Origin of the sequence: Kribbella koreensis, assembly GCF_039525325.1 — a bacterium.
Lineage (GTDB): Bacteria > Actinomycetota > Actinomycetes > Propionibacteriales > Kribbellaceae > Kribbella > Kribbella koreensis.
The window spans coordinates 554,846-574,232 of the sequence record NZ_BAAAHK010000003.1; the positions used below are offsets into that span (position 1 = coordinate 554,846).

The window sequence follows — 19,387 nt, forward strand, 5'->3', positions numbered from 1 at the left end:
GCCGTTTGGTGTTCAAGGTGACCGCTTGGTGCGCGAGGTGACTACTTCGTGTGCAAGGTGACTACTTGGTGCGCGAGGTGACTACTTGTTGACCGCTGCCTTCAGGGCTTCGACGCGGTCGGTGCGCTCCCAGGTGAAGGCTTCGCCGGTACGTCCGAAGTGGCCGTTGCGGGCCGTCTGCGCGTAGATCGGGCGGAGCAGGTCGAGGTCACGGATGATCGCGGCCGGGCGCAGATCGAAGACCTCGAGCACCGCGTCGCTGATCTTGTCCACCGGGACCGTCTCGGTGCCGAAGGTGTCGACGTAGAAGCCGACCGGCGCCGCCTTGCCGATCGCGTAGGCGACCTGGCACTCGGCCCGCGCGGCCAGGCCGGCGGCGACGATGTTCTTCGCCACCCAGCGCATCGCGTACGCCGCCGAGCGGTCGACCTTCGACGGGTCCTTGCCCGAGAACGCGCCGCCACCGTGGCGGGCCATCCCGCCGTAGGTGTCGATGATGATCTTGCGGCCGGTCAGCCCGGCGTCGCCCATCGGGCCGCCGATCTCGAACCGGCCGGTCGGGTTGACCAGCAGCCGGTAGTCGGTCGAGTCGATGTCGAACTGCTCGAGCACCGGGTCGACGACATGCTTCTTCACGTCCGGCGACAGCATCGAGTCCAGGCTGATGTCGGCCGCGTGCTGGCTGGACACCACCACGGTGTGCACCCGGACGGCCTTGTCACCGTCGTACTCGATCGTCACCTGGGTCTTGCCGTCCGGCCGCAGGTACGCCATCGTGCCGTCCTTGCGGACCTCGGACAGCCGCGCGGACAGCCGGTGCGCGATGGTGATCGGGAGCGGCATCAGCTCGGGCGTCTCGTTCGACGCGTAGCCGAACATCAGCCCCTGGTCGCCGGCGCCCTGCAGGTCGAGCGCGTCCTCGGACAGGTCCGAGCGCGTCTCGTACGCCGTGTCGACACCCTGCGCGATGTCCGGCGACTGGCTGCCGATGGCGACCGTGACGCCACAGGACGCGCCGTCGAAGCCCTTGAGGGAGGAGTCGTAGCCGATCTCGAGGATCCGGTTCCGGACGATGCCGGGGATGTCCACGTACGCCGACGTCGTGACCTCGCCGGCCACCACCACCAGCCCGGTGGTCACCAGCGTCTCCACCGCGACGCGGCTCTTCGGGTCCTCGGCCAGCAGTGCGTCGAGAATCGAGTCACTGATCTGGTCAGCGATCTTGTCCGGGTGACCTTCAGTCACCGACTCGGACGTGAAAAGGCGCCGTGCCACGGATTCTCCCTGGATTTCCTCGTCTGCCACCCGGCAAGGGAGATCGTCCCCCGCCCGCACACCACCTCACGCGGTGTTCCCTGGAAGTATGCCAGCAGATCGTTCCGCGGACCCGGAAGCGGCCGCGAATCGCCCGATTACTGAGACCTTACGCTCACATCGTGGACATCCCCGCGTAAATCAGGCGATGCATTTCTGCGCACAGCAACTAAGGTGAGCCTTACTCGACAGCCATTCCGGCTCAGGCATGCGCGCCCACCGTGACTTCGCCGATCGTCAGCATCGGCTGGGCGCCGACGATGGTGCCGAGGCGGTCGGCCTCCTCGTCTAGCCGGCGGAGTTGCGCCGGCTTGAGCGTGCGGAGGGGTTCGACCGTGAGGTGGAGTTTGCGGCCGTTGCGGCGCTGGTGCCAGACACCCGCGACGATGCCGTCGACGAGCAGCAGCGGATAGTTGCCGGCCTGGCCTCGGGCGAGAGCGCGATCCCAGGCCTTGCCGGGGAAGAGCAGCTCGCGCGGGTGACTGCCCACGCCGTAGGCGTCGAAGTACGGAAGTAGCCGGACGCCACGGGCCGCAGGGCTATTGAAGTCGGTGTCACCACGCACGAGCCAAGCAGGCTGACCGTCGAGCACGACCTCCTCCAACTCGTCCGCCCGCTCGGTGAACACCTTGCCGGCGGCAACCGGCGAGATGCTGAGCCACCGAGCGAAGTGCTGCGGCCTCGCCGGACCGTAGGACCAGAGGAACCGCCGCAACAACTCGCCGAGCGCCTTGTCGGCACTCACCGGCTGGAACGGCGCGAACCGATGCGGATTCGTGTACGTCGTATTGCGCCCGCGATTAGGCCCGTAGCAAAGCACCCCCGCGTTGGCTGCCTCAGGGATCACCTGCCGCCACCGCGGCCAGAACGTCTGGAAGGCAGGCATCACCAGATCCCCCGCCCATGGCCCCGTCCGCCCGATCACCTCGTCGCTGAGCTCGTCCACGGTCAGCTCGTCATCGGCCAGCGCGTCCCCGATCGCGGCAATCACCTCAGCGGTCTGCTCCGGCGTCATCCGCATCACCAGCGGCGCCGTCGACTTCGGCGGCTGCAGAGCGGCGAGGGCACTCACCCAACTGGCCAGCTCATCGCTCGGCAGCAGATGAACGGTCCCCCGCGGTCCGAACGTCTTCACCAGGCTCCGGTCGTCCCACAGCGCCCGCTGAACGTCCTCGCGCGTCCCACCATCCAACCGCAGCGCCACAGAGATCTCAGCCGCCGACAACACCTGCGCATGAGCCCCAGCCATCGCCCGTACTACGTCCGCCGGGCCACCCTTCGCGGGCACGCCCAGATAGTGCCTAGCGAGACGCCGTGCAACAACCGCCTGCCAACTCAGCTCCATGCCATGAAGGCTAGGACGAGAAGCGGTCAGCTTCTGTCCTAAGTAGGTCAGTGCCAGTGAGTGGCGACGAGGTTCCAGATGACACCGGCCAAGGCGTCCTTGCTGCCCGACGGGACCGGCAGGGCGGCGCCGTCGCGGTCGAGGATGACCGCCTCGTTCAGGTCGCTGCCGAAGACCTTGCCGCCGGAGACGTCGTTGACGACGAGCAGGTCGCAGCCCTTGCGCTCCAGCTTGGCGCGGCCGAGCTCCAGCACGCTGTGCTCGGCGTCCCCGGTCTCGGCGGCGAATCCGACGATCACCTGGTCGGTGCGCCGGCGGTCGTGCGAGATGGTGGCCAGGATGTCCGGGTTCTCGATCAGGCTGACGGCCGGGACCGAGCCGTCACCGGTCTTCTTGATCTTGTGCTCGGCGACGTCGGCCGGGCGGAAGTCGGCCGGCGCGGCGGCCATCACGATCGCGTCGGCGTCGCCGGCGCGGCCGGTGATCTCGTCGTACAGGTCCCGGGTGCTGGTGACCTGGACGACCTCGACGCCGGCCGGGTCGGCGAGCTCGGAGTTGGCGGCGACCAGGGTGACCTTGGCACCGCGGGCGGCCGCGATCCGGGCGAGCGCGTAGCCCTGCTTGCCGGACGAGGAGTTGCCCAGGTACCGGACTGGATCGAGGTGCTCGCGGGTGCCGCCGGCGCTGATCAGGACCTGCTTGCCGGTCAGATCGGCGACCGACTGGCCGGCAGCGCGCGCGGCCTCGTCGGCCAGCATCAACTGGCTGATGGCGAAGATCTCGGACGGCTCGGGCAGCCGGCCACGGCCGGTATCGGCGCCGGTCAGCCGGCCGACGGCCGGGTCCAGCACGGTGATACCGCGCGAGCGCAGGGTGGCGACGTTGGCCTGGGTGGCCGGGTGCTCCCACATCTCGGTGTGCATCGCGGCCGCGAACAGGATCGGGCAGCGGGCCGTCAGGAGCGTGTTGGTGAGCAGATCGTCGGCCAGCCCATGGGCGGCCTTGGCGATCAGATTCGCGGTCGCGGGCGCGACGACGACGAGGTCCGCGCCCTTGCCGATCCGGACGTGCGGGACCTCGTGAACGTCATCGAACGGGTCGGCCGTCACCGGCTGACCCGACAGCGCCGCCCAGGTGGCGGCGCCGACGAACTCCAGGGCGGCCGCGGTCGGCACCACCCGGACACTGTGCCCGGACTCGGTCAGCCGGCGGAGCAGATCGCAGACCTTGTACGCCGCGATCCCGCCACCGACGCCGAGTACCACCGACGGCCGCTGCCCTGTGGTCGTCATCGCGGTGTCGATTTCAAAGGGGTGATTACTCGGACTTCTCCGCGGCGGCAGCGGCGGCTTCCGCCTCGGCCTCGGGGTCGATGTCCGTGCAGGTCAGCACGCCGTCGTTGATCTCGCGCATGGCGATCGACAGCGGCTTCTCCTGGACGTGGGTCTCGACCAGCGGTCCGACGTACTCCAGCAGGCCTTCGCCGAGCTGGGAGTAGTAGGCGTTGATCTGCCGTGCCCGCTTGGCCGAGTACAGCACCAGCTTGTACTTCGAGTCGGTGTGGGTGAGCAGGTCGTCGATCGGCGGGGAGGTGATGCCGATGGCGACGGGCTGGTTGCCAGACAAAATGTCAGCTCTTTCCAGAGATGTTGGGTGATCGAATCAACTTTACCAACTGATCGGCCGCTTCCCGAACCGACGCGTTCACGATCGTCACGTCGAACTCCTTCTCGGAGGCCAGTTCGAGGGTCGCGGTCTCCAGGCGGCGCTCCCGCTCCTGCGCCGTCTCGGTCCCCCGGCCGACCAGCCGGCGGACCAGTTCGTCCCAGCTCGGCGGGGCCAGGAAGACGAAATGCGCCTCCGGCATCGTCTCGCGAACCTGCCGGGCGCCCTGCAGATCGATCTCCAGCAGCGCCGGGCGGCCCTCGGCCAGCTTGTCCAGGACCGGCTGCCGGGGCGTCCCGTAGCGGGCCGCCTTGTGCACCACGGCCCACTCGAGCAGCTCGTCGTCGGCGATCATCCGGTCGAACTCCTCGTCGGAGACGAACAGGTAGTGCACGCCGTGCACCTCGCCCGGCCGGGCCTTGCGGGTGGTCGCCGAGACCGAGATCCAGATCTCCGGGAAGCGCTCCCGGATGTCGGCTGCCACCGTGCCCTTGCCGACAGCTGTCGGGCCGGCCAGCACGGTCAGCCGGGCGCCGCCGACGTCCTGGGCGCCCTGTACGCCGCTCTGAGCGCCGTCCCGGGCTCCGTCGGTGGAACCGTTCCCCGTGGCCACGTCTGTCTCCAGCTCACTCGACTCCAGCTCGCTCGACGTCAGCTCGGTCGAGGTCAGCTCAGTCTGCATCATCGGCGTCACTCGGCGAACTCGCGCATCAGCGCGGCGATCTGGTTCGTGCCCAGACCGCGGACCCGGCGGGTCTCGGAGATGCCGGCCCGCTCCATGATCTGCTGGGCCCGCACCTTGCCGACGCCGGGCACGCACTGCAGCAGCGCGCTGACCCGCATCTTGCCGATCACGTCGTTGGTCTGCCCCTCGTGCAGCACCTCCGTAGGAGACGCCCCCGAGTGCCTGATCCGGTTCTTGATCTCCGCACGCTCGCGCCGTGCGGCCGCAGCCTTGTCCAGAGCAGCCGCGCGCTGCTCCGGGGTCAAAGATGGAAGTGGCACCGTCTCACCTGTCCCGTTGTGTGTCTTCGCAGGTGAACCTAGCCAAACACTCCCTCCGACAGCAAACAACACACCAAGCCGCGACGACGGCATCCGGACCTGAGTCCGAACACCGTCGTCGCCGAACCGGCTGGAGCTGTCGCCCTACGTGATCGTGAGGCAGCCGATACAGGTCCCGACGCCGCCGTCAGGGTTCGTCACCGTGACGTTGCGGACACCGGCCGCGCCGCTGATCGAGGACGTCGTGATGCTGATCTGGGTCGCCGTCCGGCTGATCATCAAGATGTTGATCCCGGCCCCGCCCGAGAAGGTGACCTGGCTGGACGAGGTGAACCCGCTGCCGTTGATCGTGAACGACTTGAGCAGTCCCCTGGACACCGTCGCCGGGCTGACACTGGTCGGCTTCGGTGACGCGTTCAGGATCAGGCAGTTGGCACACACCGCGTCGAAGGTGCCGGCCCGGCTGACCACGACGTTGCTCCGGGCGACGGTCGCCGCGGCGTCGGCGGTCAGCACCACATTGATCCGGGTCGCGCTGACGAAGGTGAACGACGTCATCGTCACCCCCGCACCGGGGAAGGACGGCGTCGACGCGGCCGTGAAGCCGGTGCCGTTGATCGCGAAGGCCTTTCCGGTGACGCCTTGGCCGATCGCGTTCGGCGACAACGAGGTGACCGTCATTGCGCTGCGCACCTGGACGACCACGTTGTTGCTGAGGCCGATGTTGCCGGCGGTGTCCGTGGTCATGGCACTCAACGTGTACGTCCCGGCGGCGAGGCCCGCCACGTCGGCCGACCAGGCGCCCGCGGCCGCAGTACTGGGCAAGGTGGCGACCAGTGCTCCGGTGGTGCCGCTGCCCGCGAAGACCCTCAGGCTGACCGCAGTGGTGTCACCGGCCAGTGTGCCGGTCGTGCCGGACACCGTGAACGGCGCCGTCGAGGTCACAGCCGTGTTGGTGAGCGGACTGTTGATCCGGACGATCGGCTTGGTCGTGTCCACCGTGAAGGTCGACGTGTTGGTACCGACGTTGCCGGCCGCGTCGGTCTGGGTGGCCTGCGCGGTGTAGGCGCCCTGTGGAAGCGCTGCGGAGGTCACAGACCAGGCCCCGGCCGTGATCGGCACAGTCGTCGTCGAGCGCGGCGTACCGGTCGGAGTGGCACCGTTGTAGATGCGCACTGTCGTCGTGGCGGCGTCACCGGTCGCCGTGCCACCGGTGCCACTGATGGTCGGTGTCGTGTCGTTCACCCTCGAGTTGTTCGCCGGCGCGGTGATCGCGATCGCCGGTGGGGTCGTGTCGACCGTGTCGGAGACCACGAAGGTCCGCGGCGCGCTGAAGCCGGTCAGGCCGTTGCCGGTCTGCTGTGCCTGGACGGTGTAGGTGCCATTCGCAAGCGGTCCGGGGAGCGTCGTTGTCCAGGCACCACTGTTGTTGCCGGCGTTGACCGTCAGTACGGGCGTACCGGTGCTGTAGGGGCCGGAGTAGACCGAGACGGTGACGTTGCCGCCGGTCGCCTGCGCACTGCCGCTCACTGTCGGGGCAGGACTGACCGTCTGGCCGGCCGTCGGTGCGGTGACGATCGGGTTCGGGATCGTCTGCCCGCCACCCATCACGTCGGCGACGGTCTTGACCGAGATGCCGCGGCTCGCGTTGGCGGTCAACCAGTCCATGAACTGGCTGAGCGTCGTGTCGGAGACCGGGCGGTAGCCGGCCATGCAGGCGTCGAAGTTCGCGCTGCCCGCGTAGCAGATGTCGTGGAACAGCATCGGCACCCAGCCGCCGGCCCGGTCGGCCGGACCGTTGACGGCGTCCTGCAGCCACTGCAGCGTGATCGGACCGTCGTACGTCGTACCGAGCGCCTTGAAGCTGAAGGGCTCGGACGGTGGGATCGACTCGCTGTAGAGCGGGCCACCCACCAGGAGGCTGCCGCCACTGCGGCCGGACTGGTAGCCACAGCCCTTGATGATGCTGACGGCCTGCGCGTTGAAGGCCGCGAACGGGTAGGCGAAGCTGGCCGGCGAGAAGCCCAGCGCCTGCAGCCGGGCCCGGTCGTCACAGGCCTGGTGCCAGCGGTAGTCGAAGCTGGTGTCCGCGGCGGTCATGTCGACGTGGTCGAGCGTGTGTCCGCCGATGTCGTGTCCGTCGGCCTGGAGCGCGTGGATCTGGGTCCACGTCATCGCGCCGGGTTCTGCAGCGTCCACCGCACCGCTGTTGATGTAGAAGGTGCCGTGCATGTTGTGGGTCGCGAACATCGTCCGCGTCCCGTATTGGCTGAGATCGCCGTCGTCGAAGGTGAGCGAGACCACCGTCGGCCGCGGCGGCAACGGCGGCTGCGCGGCGGCACCCATCACGTCGCGGACCCGCTTGATCGTCGTACCGGCCGGCGCGTCGGTGCTCTGCAGCCAGTCGATGAACGCCGACAGCACGTCCTTGTCGAGCGACTGGTAGCCGCCCATGCAGCTGGAGTAGTCCGAGGCGGTCGAGTCGCAGACGTTGTTGAACGCGATCGGCAGCCAGCCGCCACCGTTGCTAGCGGCAACATTCACCGCGTTCTGCAGGTCGGCGAGCTGGAGCTGGCCGCCGCCGAAGTTGGCGGTGCTGAGCCGGAAGGCATCAGCCGGCGGGAGCTGCTCGGCGTACGGGCCGGAGTTCGCGTCCAGGCCGCCGACGGTCCGGCCGGACAGGTAGCCACAACCCTGGACGATGCTCTCCGCGTTCGCGTTCACCGCGGCGAACGGGTAGCTGAAGCTCTGCGGGTCGTACCCCAGGGTGGTGAGTCGTTGCTTGTCGCCACAGACCTGGTCGATCTTGTACTGCTGTGTGGTGCCCGGATCGGTGAGGTCGACGTGGTCCGTCGTCACACCACCGATCTCGTCGCCGTCGCGGTAGAGCGCGTCGGCGTGCCAGGTGGCCATGTAGCCCGGGGCGTTCGCCTCCACCACTCTGCTGGACAGATAGAACGTCCCTTGCACGTTGTGGGCGAGCAGTACCGGCCGCGCGTGCTGGTACTGCGACATGAGCCCGTCGTTGAACGTCAGGGACACAACAGTTTCACCCGCGGCCTGAGCCTGCGTGGTGAACGTGAACAGTCCGCCCGAAACCACTACCGCGAGCGCGGCGGTGATCCGAACGGCGCGTGACTTGACCAAGCCTGACACTGACACCGAGGCCCCCCTGGCATCTGATGCGAATCCAACCCTAAGGACGCCGCTCGAAGCGCGGTCGTCCCCCCGAGGATGAGGCTAGCACCGGAAGACAGTTTCGGATACGAGCCGACCGTGCGCTTTCGGCCGACTCCGGGCCGTGTGCGGCCCGGCTCCTCGACGGACTGCTCAGGCTCAGTTGAGCTTGGGCACGTCGACCTTGCAGGAGTCCTTGGCCTGGGTCGCGATCGCCTTGTAGGCGGACGTCACGGGCCCGAGCTGCTTGGCCAGCCGGGCCAGCTCGACCTCGTTCTTCCCGGCCTTCTGGGCTTTTTCGGCGAAGCCGACGATCACTTTCCAGTCGTCCTTGACCTCGTCCGGCGCGCTGTCGCGGAGCTTCTTCGCATCGTCGAGGATCTTCACGTAGTCGGCCGGCTTGGCCGGATCGACATTTGTCGCCGACGCTGCATAACCCGCCAGGTCGACACAGTAGGCCTGCGCGTCCGTGCAGGCGGTCAGCCCGGTGGCCGCGATCGCGATCGTTGCGGTCGTGACGGCGATACGTCGCATCAGCTGGTTCGTCCTCAACTCGAGATGGTGACGTTGCAGGTGTCCTTGCCCTGTTTCGCGATCGCCTCGCCGGCGGTCACCAGCTCCGGGCCGCTGTCCTTGGCCAGCTGATCCAGCCTGGCCTTGTCGCCGCCGGCGTCCTTCACGTCGGCCAGGTACTGGCTCATCACCTTCCAGCTGTCCTTCAGCTCGGCCGGCGACGACTTCGACAGCTTCTTCGCCTCGGTGCTCAGCTTGTCGACGGTCTCGGGATCGCTCAGATCCTTGAAGTTCTTGACCGCCTCGCCGTAGTTCTGCAGCTCGCTGCAGTAGTTGGCGCCACCCGCACAGGCCGTCAAGGTTGCGCCGCTCAACACCACTACCGCCACCAGGGCAGCACCCTTACGCATTCCAGACCCAACTCTCGTTCAACGTGTCAGTAACCCAGCACGGCCCGGAACGCGTCGTTCGCGCGATCGGCGGCATCGCGCAGCGAAGCGGCGTCCGGGCCGGCACCGAGGATCTCACGAGAGCTGGACGGTACGACGTTGCGCACCGCCGAACCGAAGACATCTTTCAGCCCCTCGGCCGTCCCGCCCTGCGCGCCGAGCCCCGGGGCGAGCAGCGGGCCGCGGATGTCGAGGTCCTCCCCCGTCGACTTGATCGTCGCGCCGACGACGGCGCCGAACGAGCCCAGGTCGTCGGCGTCGGCGTTGAGCTCGCGCAGACCGTCGAGCACGGCACCGGCCACGGTCGGTCCGTCGACCGTGCGCGCTGACTGGAACTGCGGGCCCTCGGGGTTGGACGTCAGCGCCAGCACGAACAGCCCAGCGCCGGCCTCGCGCGCCTCGTCGATCGCCGGCTGCAGCGAGCCGAAGCCGAGGTACGGGCTGACGGTGAGCGCGTCGCAGGCGAGCGGGCCCTTCTCTGCCAGGTACGCCGCTGCGTAGCCGGCCATCGTCGAGCCGATGTCGCCGCGCTTGGCGTCGATGATCACCAGCGCGCCGGCCTCGCGGAGCTTGATGGTCGCCTGCTCCAGCACGTAGATCCCGGCCGAGCCGAACCGCTCGAAGAACGCTGACTGCGGCTTGAAGACGGCGACCCGGTCGGCCAGCGCATCGACGACACCGTAGGTGAACGAGGCCAGGCCTTCGGCGGTGTCGGGCAGACCCCACTGGTCGAGCAGGTGCGAGTGCGGGTCGATGCCGACGCAGAGCGGGCCGCGTTCGTTCATGGCCGCGCGCAACCTGGTTCCGAAGGGCTGGCTGCTCATGGGGCGTTCTCGCTCTCTCATTCGGTTCCCTTGTGGGCGAGGCGGCGGTTGGTACGGCGTACCAAGCCTGGGCCGCGGTAGATCAGGCCGGTGTAGATCTGGACCAGGCTGGCACCCGCGTCGAAGAGGCGGACGGCATCGTCGGGGTCGAGGATGCCGCCGACGCCGATGATGGGGAGCGCTCCCCCGGTCTCGGCGTTGATGTGGGCGACTGTTTTGGCGGAGATCTCGGTGAGGGGCCGGCCGGAGAGACCGCCGGTCTGCGCGGCCTGCCACTCGTCGGCGGGGGCGAGGCCGGCGCGGCCGATCGTCGTGTTGGTGGCGATGATGCCGGCGACGCCGACGTCGGTGCAGACGCCCAGCAGTTCGTCGATCGCCTGCTCGGTCAGGTCGGGCGCGATCTTGACCAGGATCGGCTTCGGGTCGCGGCCGCCGGTGCTCAGGGCCTTTGCCTCGGTGTGCAGGGCGGTGAGCAGTTCGCGGAGGTGGCCGGAGTCCTGGAGAGAGCGCAGTCCGGGGGTGTTGGGTGAGCTCACGTTGACGGCGAAGTAGTCGCCGTACCGGTAGAGGCGCTGGAGTGAGGTGACGTAGTCGCCGACCGCGTCCTCCAGTGGGGTCACCTTGGACTTGCCGATGCTGATGCCGAGTGGGTAGCCGAGATCCCCGTACGCCGCCAGCCTGCGGGCGAGTGGCTCGGAGCCCTCGTTGTTGAAGCCCATCCGGTTGATGATCGCTTCGCTCTCGACCAGCCGGAACAGCCGGGGCTTCTCGTTCCCCGGCTGCGGCCGCGCGGTCACCGTCCCGACCTCGACGAACCCGAACCCGAGCGCGCGCCATGCAGGCAACGCCACCCCGTTCTTGTCCATCCCCGCCGCCAGCCCGACTGGGCTGGGGAAGCGCACGCCGAAGACGGTCCGCTCGAGGCCGGCCGGCAAAGCGCCGTACGAACGGTTGAGTGCGGGCACCGCCCCCGGGATGCGGCTCAACCGCCGCATCCCGTGAAGCGTCTGCTCATGAGCAACCTCGGCATCACCCCTACCCAAGCGGTAGAGGAGAGGCCGGACAAGCCGCCGGTACATCAACTCGCCGCCTGCGGCGGCGAGGCGAGGGAAGACGCGGAGGCGTAGCCCGTCGGGCCCGTTGGCGAGGCGCCAGCCGGCGCCTCCTGGTCGCCGCGGATGCGGCTTGCCCAGTCCTGCAGCGAGCGGACGCCGATGTCTCCTGCCTGCTGTGCCTCGATGCCCTGTACCGCTGCCCCGAGCCCTTGGATCGTGGTGATGCAAGGGATGTTGCGGGCCACGGCGGCGCTGCGGATCTCGTAGCCGTCGAGGCGCGGGGAGCCGTCCTTGGTGATGCCGATCGGGGTGTTGACGATCAGGTTGAGCTCGCCGTCCTGGACCATCTGGACGATCGTCGGCTCACCGTTCGGGCCGGGACCCTGGCTGCTCTTGCGGACCGTCACGGCCTGGACGCCGTTGCGGCGCAGTACGTCGGCGGTGCCCTCGGTGGCGTAGATCTGGAAGCCGAGGTCGGCCAGCCGCTTGACCGGGAAGATCATGTGCCGCTTGTCCCGGTTCGCGACCGACACGAACACCTTGCCGGCCGTCGGCAGCGGCTGCGACGCACCCGCCTGCGACTTGGCGAACGCGGTACCGAAGGTGGTGTCGATCCCCATCACCTCACCGGTCGACCGCATCTCCGGCCCGAGCACCGTGTCGACGGACGCGCCGTCGATGGTCCGGAACCGGTTGAACGGCATCACGGCTTCCTTCACCGCGATCGGCGTCGACGCCGGCAGCGTCCCACCGTCACCCACAGCCGGGAGCATGCCCTCGGCGCGCAGATCGGCGATGGTTGCCCCGAGCATCACCCGGGCGGCCGCCTTCGCCAGCGGCGTCGCGGTCGCCTTCGACACGAACGGAACCGTCCGCGACGCGCGCGGGTTCGCCTCCAGCACGTAGAGCACGTCGCCGGCCAGCGCGAACTGGATGTTCAGCAGACCCCGTACGCCGATGCCGCGGGCGATCGCCTCGGTCGACTCGCGGATCTTCTGGATGTCCGCACTGCCCAGCGTGATCGGCGGCAGCGCGCAGGACGAGTCGCCCGAGTGCACCCCGGCCTCCTCGATGTGTTCCATCACGCCGCCCAGGAACAGCTCGTCGCCGTCGAACAGCCCGTCGACGTCGATCTCCACCGCGTCGTCGAGGAACCGGTCGATCAGCACCGGGTGCTCCCAGTTGGCCGACAGCGCTCCCCCACTGAGCCGCTCGAGCGCGGCGGTCAGCTCGGCCTCGGAGTAGACGATCTCCATGCCGCGGCCGCCGAGCACGTACGACGGCCGGACCAGGACCGGGAAGCCGATCTCGGTGGCGATCTCCTGGGCTTCCCCGAACGACATCGCGGTGCCGTGCTTGGGCGCCGGCAGGTTCGCGTCGGACAGCACCTTGCCGAACGCGCCGCGCTCCTCGGCCAGATGGATCGCCTCGGGCGAGGTGCCGACGATCGGTACCCCGGCGTCGCTCAGCCGCTGGGCCAGGCCGAGTGGCGTCTGGCCACCCAGCTGGACGATGACCCCGGCGACCGGGCCGGCCTGCATCTCGGCGTACACGATCTCCAGGACGTCCTCGCAGGTGAGCGGCTCGAAGTACAGCCGGTCGGAGGTGTCGTAGTCGGTGGAGACGGTCTCGGGGTTGCAGTTGACCATCACCGTGCAGTAGCCGGCCTCGCGCAGCGCCATCGACGCGTGCACGCAGGAGTAGTCGAACTCGATCCCCTGGCCGATCCGGTTCGGCCCCGAGCCGAGGATGAGGACGGCCGGCGTCTCGCGCGGCGCGACCTCGCTCTCCTCGTCGTACGACGAGTAGTGGTACGGCGTCGCGGCCGCGAACTCGGCCGCGCAGGTGTCGACCGTCTTGTAGACCGGCCGGATCCCGAGCGCCTGCCGGACGCCGCGGACGACGTCCTCGGTCAGATCGCGGATCTCGGCCAGCTGCAGGTCGGAGAACCCGTGCCGCTTGGCGAGCTTGATGATGTCGGGCGTCAGCCGCGGAGCAGCCGCGACCTGGCCGGCGGTCTCGTGGATCAGGTACATCTGGTCCACGAACCACGGGTCGATCTTGGTCGCGTCAAAGATCTGCTCCGGCGTCGCGCCGGCCCGGATCGCGTCCATGATCGTGCGCAGCCGGCCGTCGTGCGGCGTCTTGATTGCTTCCAGCAACGGCTCCAGCTCGGACGCCGGCGGCTCGGCCCAGGAGAACCGGGCCTCGGGCTTCTCCAGCGACCGCAGCGCCTTCTGCAGCGCCTCGGTGTAGTTGCGCCCGATCGCCATCGCCTCGCCGACGCTCTTCATGTGCGTGGTCAGCGTCGCGTCCGCGGCCGGGAACTTCTCGAACGCGAACCGCGGCACCTTGACGACCACGTAGTCCAGGGTCGGCTCGAAGCTGGCCGGGGTCTGCTTGGTGATGTCGTTCGGGATCTCGTCCAGGGTGTAGCCGATCGCGACCTTGGCGGCGATCTTGGCGATCGGGAAGCCGGTCGCCTTCGAGGCCAGCGCGGACGAGCGGGACACCCGCGGGTTCATCTCGATCACGATCAGCCGGCCGTCGGCCGGGTTCACCGCGAACTGGATGTTGCAGCCGCCGGTGTCGACGCCGACCTCGCGGATGATGCCGATGGCAAGGGTCCGCATGGTCTGGTACTCGCGATCGGTCAGCGTCATCGCCGGCGCGACGGTGACCGAGTCGCCGGTGTGCACGCCCATCGGGTCGACGTTCTCGATCGAGCAGATGATCACGACGTTGTCCGCCTTGTCGCGCATCACCTCCAGCTCGTACTCCTTCCAGCCGACGATCGACTCCTCGATCAGCACCTCGGTGGTCGGGCTGGCGGAAAGGCCGGCGCCGGCGATCCGGCGCAGGTCGGCCTCGTCGTAGGCCATCCCGGAACCGACGCCGCCCATCGTGAACGACGGCCGGACCACCAGCGGGTAGCCGAGCTCGTCGGCGGCACCGAGCACGTCGTCGATCGAGTGGCAGATCCGCGAGGTCGCCGTCGAGGCGCCCAGCTTCTCCACGATCTGCTTGAACGACTCGCGGTTCTCACCGCGCTGGATCGCGTCCACGGAGGCGCCGATCAGCTCGACGCCGTACTTGTCCAGCACCCCGTTCTCGTGCAGCGAGATGGCCGCGTTCAGCGCGGTCTGGCCGCCCAGGGTGGCGAGCAGGACGTTCGGGCGCTCCTTCTCGATCACCTTCTCGACGAACTCCGGCGTGATCGGCTCGACGTAGGTCGCGTCGGCGAACTCCGGATCCGTCATGATCGTGGCCGGGTTGGAGTTGACCAGGATGACCCGGAAGCCCTCCTCCTTCAGCACCCGGCAGGCCTGGGTCCCGGAGTAGTCGAACTCGCAGGCCTGGCCGATCACGATCGGGCCGGAGCCGATCACCAGCACCGAGTCGATATCTGTACGGCGTGGCATCAGCGACGACCCTCCATCAGCTCAACAAAACGATCGAACAAGTAGGCCGAGTCATGCGGCCCTGCTGCCGCCTCCGGGTGGTACTGGACCGAGAAGGCCAGTGGCTTCCCGTCCTTGCCCGTCAGCTTGAGCCCTTCGACGACGTTGTCGTTGAGCGAGACGTGACTGACCTCGGCGGTGCCGTACGGCGTCTCGACCGTGGAGTCGAGCGGCGCGTCGACCGCGAAGCCGTGGTTCTGCGCGGTGATCTCGACCTTGCCGGTGGCCCGGTCGAGTACCGGCTGGTTGATGCCGCGGTGCCCGTACTTGAGCTTGAAGGTGCCCAGCCCGAGCGCCCGGCCGAAGACCTGGTTGCCGAAGCAGATCCCGAAGTACGGCTTGCCCCGCTGCAGCAGCTCCTTGAGCAGCTCCGTCGGGTGCTCGGTGGTCTCCGGGTCGCCCGGTCCGTTGCTCATGAAGATGCCGTCCGGATCGACCGCCAGCACGTCCTCGAGCGAGGCGTCGGCCGGCAGCACGTGTACCTCGATGCCGCGCTCGGCCATCCGCTTCGGCGTCATCGACTTGATCCCGAGGTCGAGCGCGACGACGGTGAACCTGCGGGTTCCTTCGGCCGGTACGACGTACGCCTCGGTGGTGGTCACCTGACCGGCCAGGTCGGCACCAGCCATCGGCGGCTGCTCGAGCACCTTCTGCAGCAGTACCTCGGCGTCCAGGATCTCGGTGGAGATACCGGCTCGCATCGCGCCGCGCTCGCGCAGGTGGCGGGTCAGGGCGCGGGTGTCGATGCCGGAGATTCCGACGATGCCCTGGCCCTTGAGCTGGTCGTCGAGCGAGCGGGTGGCGCGCCAGTTGGACGGGACGCGGGCGGGGTCGCGGACGACGTACCCGGCGACCCAGATCCGCTGCGACTCGTCGTCCTCGTCGTTGACGCCGGTGTTGCCGATGTGCGGCGCGGTCTGGGTGACGATCTGGCGGTGGTACGACGGGTCGGTCAGCGTCTCCTGGTAGCCGGTCATCCCGGTGGTGAACACCGCCTCGCCGAAGGTCTCGCCGGTGGCCCCGTACGACGTGCCGGCGAACGCGCGGCCGTCCTCGAGGACCAGCAGCGCGGGCTGCGCCTGGTGCAGCGTGGGCTGGGTGGCAGCCTGGCTCATGACTCGGCTCCGATCAGGGTCGAGATGGATTCGGTCAGCGGGGCGGTGTCGGCCTTGCGCCGGGGGCGGAAGCCGGTGTCGAGCTCGTGGCCGTCGTGCGTCCAGGTGACCACGACCAGCCCGGAGGCCTCGGCGGTGACCTTGCCCGCGATGCCGCGGTCGGTCCGGACGCCGGTCAGGTGGTCGACCGGGATGAACACGTCGGACGCGCCCTGCCGGTGGAAGATCAGGCCGGCCTCACTGACGGCCAGGTCCGCGGTACTGCGGACTCCGAGTTCGTGCACGGCGATCCGGTCCATCCAGTCGCCGGCGGTCGTCGTGGCGACGTACACGCCCTCGACTCCCTTCACCTTGCTGTCCGGCACGACCGGCAGCGGGGCCAGGTCGGCCTGCCGCCGCCGGCGGTTGCGCCAGCCGCGGTACATGCCGAACCAGCCCACGCCGATGATCGCCAGCGTGCCGATGATGCCTAGAACGGTCTTCACTTGGTGAGCTTCCCGCCCAGCACTGTGGGCTCGCCTCTGAGGAAGGTCGCGGTCACCTTGCCGGGCAGCTTCATCCCGGCGAAGGGCGTGTTCCGCGACAGCGACGCGGTCTCGGTCGGTACTACGGTCCGCTCCGCGGCCGGGTCGACCAGCACGAGGTTGGCGGGGGCGCCGACCTCGAGCGGCTGCCCGTGCTCGGTGATCTGGCCGATCGCGGCCGGCCGGTAGCTCATCCGGTCGGCCAGGTCGGCCCAGGTGAGCAGCTTGCTGTCGATCATCGTGTGCTGGACGACGCTCAGCGCGGTCTCCAGCCCGGTCATACCGAACGCCGCCGCGCTCCACTCACAGTCCTTGTCCTCGACCGGGTGCGGCGCGTGGTCGGTGGCGACGATGTCGATCGTGCCGTCGGCCAGGCCCTCGCGGACCGCCTCGACGTCGGCCTTGGTCCGCAGCGGCGGGTTGACCTTGTAGACCGGGTTGTACGACGCCGCCAGGTCCTCGGTGAGCAGCAGGTGGTGCGGCGTCACCTCGGCGGTGACCTCGAGGCCGCGCCGCTTGGCCGCCCGGACGATCTCGACCGAGCCCTTGGTCGACAGGTGGCAGATGTGCAGCTTCGAGCCGACGTGCGCGTTGAGCAGGATGTCGCGGGCGATGATCGACTCCTCGGCCACGCTCGGCCAGCCGGTCAGACCCAGTACGCCGGACAGCGCGCCCTCGTTCATCTGGGCGCCCTTGGTCAGCCGTGGCTCCTGCGCGTGCTGGGCGATCGTGCCGCCGAAGGCCTTCACGTACTCGAGGGCGCGGCGCATCAGGGCCGCGTCCCAGACGCAGTCGCCGTCGTCGGAGAAGACCCGGACGCGGGCGGCCGAGTCGGCCATCGCGCCCAGCTCGGCCAGTTGGGTGCCCTGGCGGCCGACCGTGACGGCGCCGATCGGGTAGACATCGGCGTACCCGGCTTCGCGGCCGAGGCGCCAGACCTGCTCGACGACACCGGCGGTGTCGGCGACCGGATCGGTGTTGGCCATCGCGAACACGGCGGTGAAGCCGCCGAGCGCCGCGGACCGGGTGCCGGTGAGCACCGTTTCCGCGTCCTCGCGGCCGGGCTCGCGCAGGTGGGTGTGCAGGTCGACCAGACCGGGGAGCGCGATCAGGCCGGTGGCGTCGATCGTCTCGGCCTCGGCCGGCGCTTCGAGTCCGGTGCCGACAGCAACGATCTCCCCGTTGTCGATCAGCAGATCCGCCACCTCACCGCCGACGATGCTGGCTCCGGTGATCAGGTACGCGGTCATGCGGTCTGCTCCTCTGACGATTCGTTGCTTCCTGACAACAGCAGATAAAGGACGGCCATCCGGACGGCCACGCCGTTCGTGACCTGTTCGACGATCACCGAGCGGGTCGAGTCGGCGACCTCGGCGCTGATCTCCATCCCGCGGTTCATCGGGCCGGGGTGCAGCACGATCGCCTCGTCGGGCAGCTGGGCCATCCGGTGCACGTCCAGCCCGTACCGGCGGGTGTACTCGCGGGCGCTGGGGAAGAACGCGTCGCCCATCCGCTCGCGCTGGACGCGCAGCATCATCACGGCGTCGCTCTTGCCGAGTGCGCCGTCCAGGTCGTACGACGTGGCGCACGGCCAGGTGCTCATGTCGACCGGGAGCAGCGTCGGCGGCGCGACCACGGTGACCTCGGCGCCGAGCGTCGAGAGCAGCAGCACGTTCGACCGGGCGACCCGGCTGTGCAGGACGTCGCCGACGATGGTGATCCGGCGGCCGTCGAGCGAGCCGAGGTGGCGGCGCATCGTGAAGGCGTCCAGCAGGGCCTGGGTCGGGTGCTCGTGGGTGCCGTCGCCGGCGTTGACCACCGAGCCGTTCAGCCAGCCCGAGGTGGCCAGCAGGTGCGGGGCGCCCGACGAGCCGTGCCGGCAGACGACGCCGTCGGCGCCCATCGCCTGCAGGGTCAGCGCGGTGTCCTTCAGGCTCTCGCCCTTGCTGACGCTGGAGCCCTTGGCGGAGAAGTTGATCACATCGGCCGACAGCCGCTTGGCGGCCGCCTCGAACGAGATCCGGGTCCGGGTGGAGTCCTCGAAGAAGAGGTTCACCACCGTGCGGCCGCGCAGGGCGGGCAGCTTCTTGATCGGCCGGTCGGCCAGCGACCGCATCTCCTCGGCGGTGTCGAGGATCAGGTTGGCCTCATCGCTGGACAGATCACCAGCACTCAGCAGATGCCTCACTTCGCCACGGCTCCCGTCTTGTCGGCCTGCGTCTTGTCGGCGATGAGTACGGCGTCGGTGCCGTCGTACTCGGTCAGGTGGACGGTGACCCGCTCGACCAGCGAGGTGGGCAGGTTCTTGCCGACGTAGTCCGCGCGGATCGGCAGCTCGCGGTGGCCGCGGTCGACCAGGACGGCCAGCTGGACCGCCTTCGGCCGGCCGATGTCGCCGATCGCGTCCAGCGCGGCCCGGATGGTGCGGCCGGAGAACAGCACGTCGTCGATCAGTACGACGACCTTGCCGTCGATCCCGCCGGGCGGGATGTCGGTGTGCTCGAGCGCGCGGGCCGGTTTGAGGCCGATGTCGTCGCGGTACATCGTCACGTCGAGTGATCCCGTCGGCACGCTCCGCCCTTCGACGGCCGCGATCCGCTCCGAGATGCGGGTCGCCAGACCCACGCCGCGGGTCGGAATGCCGAGCAGGACGACGGGGTCGGCACCCCTGTTGCGCTCGAGGATCTCGTGCGCGATCCGGGTCAATGCCCGGGAAATATCGGAAGCATCCAGCACTGTGCGGGGTACAGCCTTGTCCTGAGGTGCAGAAACTTGTGCACTTTCGGACTCGGACTGCGGTACCGAGGCAGGGCTCATCGCTACCGTTCCTCCTTTCCCGCCTCTCTGGACGGGTCTTTAAAGGACGTTCGGACCACTTGACATGGTATCGGAAGTGACACGCCGTCTTGACGCTGGCCTCGCGACCAGAATATTGTTACT

Annotated in this window: 17 protein-coding genes; all 17 read right to left on the minus strand. The window is 68.8% G+C overall.

Annotated features, from left to right (window positions below):
- Positions 1-81 precede the first annotated feature (81 nt).
- Complete coding sequence (metK, locus tag ABD116_RS06315) at positions 82-1,275, minus strand: methionine adenosyltransferase (protein WP_343965803.1); 1,194 nt, start codon at positions 1,273-1,275, stop codon at positions 82-84.
- Positions 1,276-1,516: 241 nt separating this feature from the next.
- Positions 1,517-2,659, minus strand: coding sequence for a winged helix DNA-binding domain-containing protein (locus ABD116_RS06320; RefSeq protein WP_343965805.1), 1,143 nt, complete (start codon positions 2,657-2,659; stop codon positions 1,517-1,519).
- A 47-nt stretch (positions 2,660-2,706) separates the two neighbouring features.
- Positions 2,707-3,951 carry a bifunctional phosphopantothenoylcysteine decarboxylase/phosphopantothenate--cysteine ligase CoaBC gene (coaBC, locus tag ABD116_RS06325; RefSeq protein ID WP_343965807.1) on the minus strand — a complete coding sequence of 415 codons (1,245 nt, stop codon included), beginning with the start codon at positions 3,949-3,951 and terminating at the stop codon, positions 2,707-2,709.
- Between the two features lie 25 nt (positions 3,952-3,976).
- Positions 3,977-4,285 (minus strand): DNA-directed RNA polymerase subunit omega, encoded by a 309-nt coding sequence (rpoZ, locus tag ABD116_RS06330; RefSeq protein ID WP_328325165.1) that lies wholly within the window; start codon positions 4,283-4,285, stop codon positions 3,977-3,979.
- Positions 4,286-4,289: 4 nt separating this feature from the next.
- Positions 4,290-5,009, minus strand: coding sequence for a guanylate kinase (gene gmk, locus ABD116_RS06335; RefSeq protein WP_425552054.1), 720 nt, complete (start codon positions 5,007-5,009; stop codon positions 4,290-4,292).
- A 5-nt stretch (positions 5,010-5,014) separates the two neighbouring features.
- Positions 5,015-5,329, minus strand: coding sequence for an integration host factor, actinobacterial type (mihF, locus tag ABD116_RS06340; protein ID WP_026163363.1), 315 nt, complete (start codon positions 5,327-5,329; stop codon positions 5,015-5,017).
- Positions 5,330-5,473: 144 nt separating this feature from the next.
- Complete coding sequence (locus tag ABD116_RS06345) at positions 5,474-8,491, minus strand: polysaccharide deacetylase family protein (RefSeq protein WP_343965812.1); 3,018 nt, start codon at positions 8,489-8,491, stop codon at positions 5,474-5,476.
- Between the two features lie 174 nt (positions 8,492-8,665).
- Positions 8,666-9,058, minus strand: coding sequence for a hypothetical protein (locus tag ABD116_RS06350; RefSeq protein ID WP_343965814.1), 393 nt, complete (start codon positions 9,056-9,058; stop codon positions 8,666-8,668).
- Positions 9,055-9,408 carry a hypothetical protein gene (locus ABD116_RS06355; RefSeq protein WP_343965816.1) on the minus strand — a complete coding sequence of 118 codons (354 nt, stop codon included), beginning with the start codon at positions 9,406-9,408 and terminating at the stop codon, positions 9,055-9,057. Before ABD116_RS06355 ends, ABD116_RS06350 begins: the two co-directional genes overlap by 4 nt.
- A 47-nt stretch (positions 9,409-9,455) precedes the next feature.
- Positions 9,456-10,292: an orotidine-5'-phosphate decarboxylase gene (pyrF, locus tag ABD116_RS06360; protein ID WP_343965818.1), complete on the minus strand. Its 837-nt coding sequence runs from the start codon at positions 10,290-10,292 to the stop codon at positions 9,456-9,458.
- 17 nt (positions 10,293-10,309) lie between these two features.
- The gene (locus ABD116_RS06365) at positions 10,310-11,371 is read right to left on the minus strand and encodes a quinone-dependent dihydroorotate dehydrogenase (protein WP_343965820.1); all 1,062 of its coding nucleotides are present in this window, start codon (positions 11,369-11,371) and stop codon (positions 10,310-10,312) included.
- Positions 11,371-14,769 carry a carbamoyl-phosphate synthase large subunit gene (gene carB / locus ABD116_RS06370; RefSeq protein ID WP_343965822.1) on the minus strand — a complete coding sequence of 1,133 codons (3,399 nt, stop codon included), beginning with the start codon at positions 14,767-14,769 and terminating at the stop codon, positions 11,371-11,373. The genes ABD116_RS06365 and carB overlap by 1 nt, the downstream gene beginning before the upstream one ends.
- Entirely contained in the window at positions 14,769-15,923 is a 1,155-nt protein-coding gene (carA, locus tag ABD116_RS06375; protein WP_343965824.1) for a glutamine-hydrolyzing carbamoyl-phosphate synthase small subunit, read from the minus strand. Before carA ends, carB begins: the two co-directional genes overlap by 1 nt.
- Entirely contained in the window at positions 15,920-16,408 is a 489-nt protein-coding gene (locus ABD116_RS06380) for a PH-like domain-containing protein (RefSeq protein ID WP_343965826.1), read from the minus strand. Before ABD116_RS06380 ends, carA begins: the two co-directional genes overlap by 4 nt.
- Positions 16,405-17,697 carry a dihydroorotase gene (locus tag ABD116_RS06385; protein WP_343965828.1) on the minus strand — a complete coding sequence of 431 codons (1,293 nt, stop codon included), beginning with the start codon at positions 17,695-17,697 and terminating at the stop codon, positions 16,405-16,407. The genes ABD116_RS06380 and ABD116_RS06385 overlap by 4 nt, the downstream gene beginning before the upstream one ends.
- Positions 17,694-18,635, minus strand: coding sequence for an aspartate carbamoyltransferase catalytic subunit (locus ABD116_RS06390; RefSeq protein WP_343965831.1), 942 nt, complete (start codon positions 18,633-18,635; stop codon positions 17,694-17,696). Before ABD116_RS06390 ends, ABD116_RS06385 begins: the two co-directional genes overlap by 4 nt.
- On the minus strand, positions 18,632-19,264 hold the full coding sequence (gene pyrR / locus ABD116_RS06395) for a bifunctional pyr operon transcriptional regulator/uracil phosphoribosyltransferase PyrR (protein ID WP_343965834.1): 633 nt from the start codon (positions 19,262-19,264) through the stop codon (positions 18,632-18,634). The genes ABD116_RS06390 and pyrR overlap by 4 nt, the downstream gene beginning before the upstream one ends.
- Between the last annotated feature and the right edge of the window lie 123 nt (positions 19,265-19,387).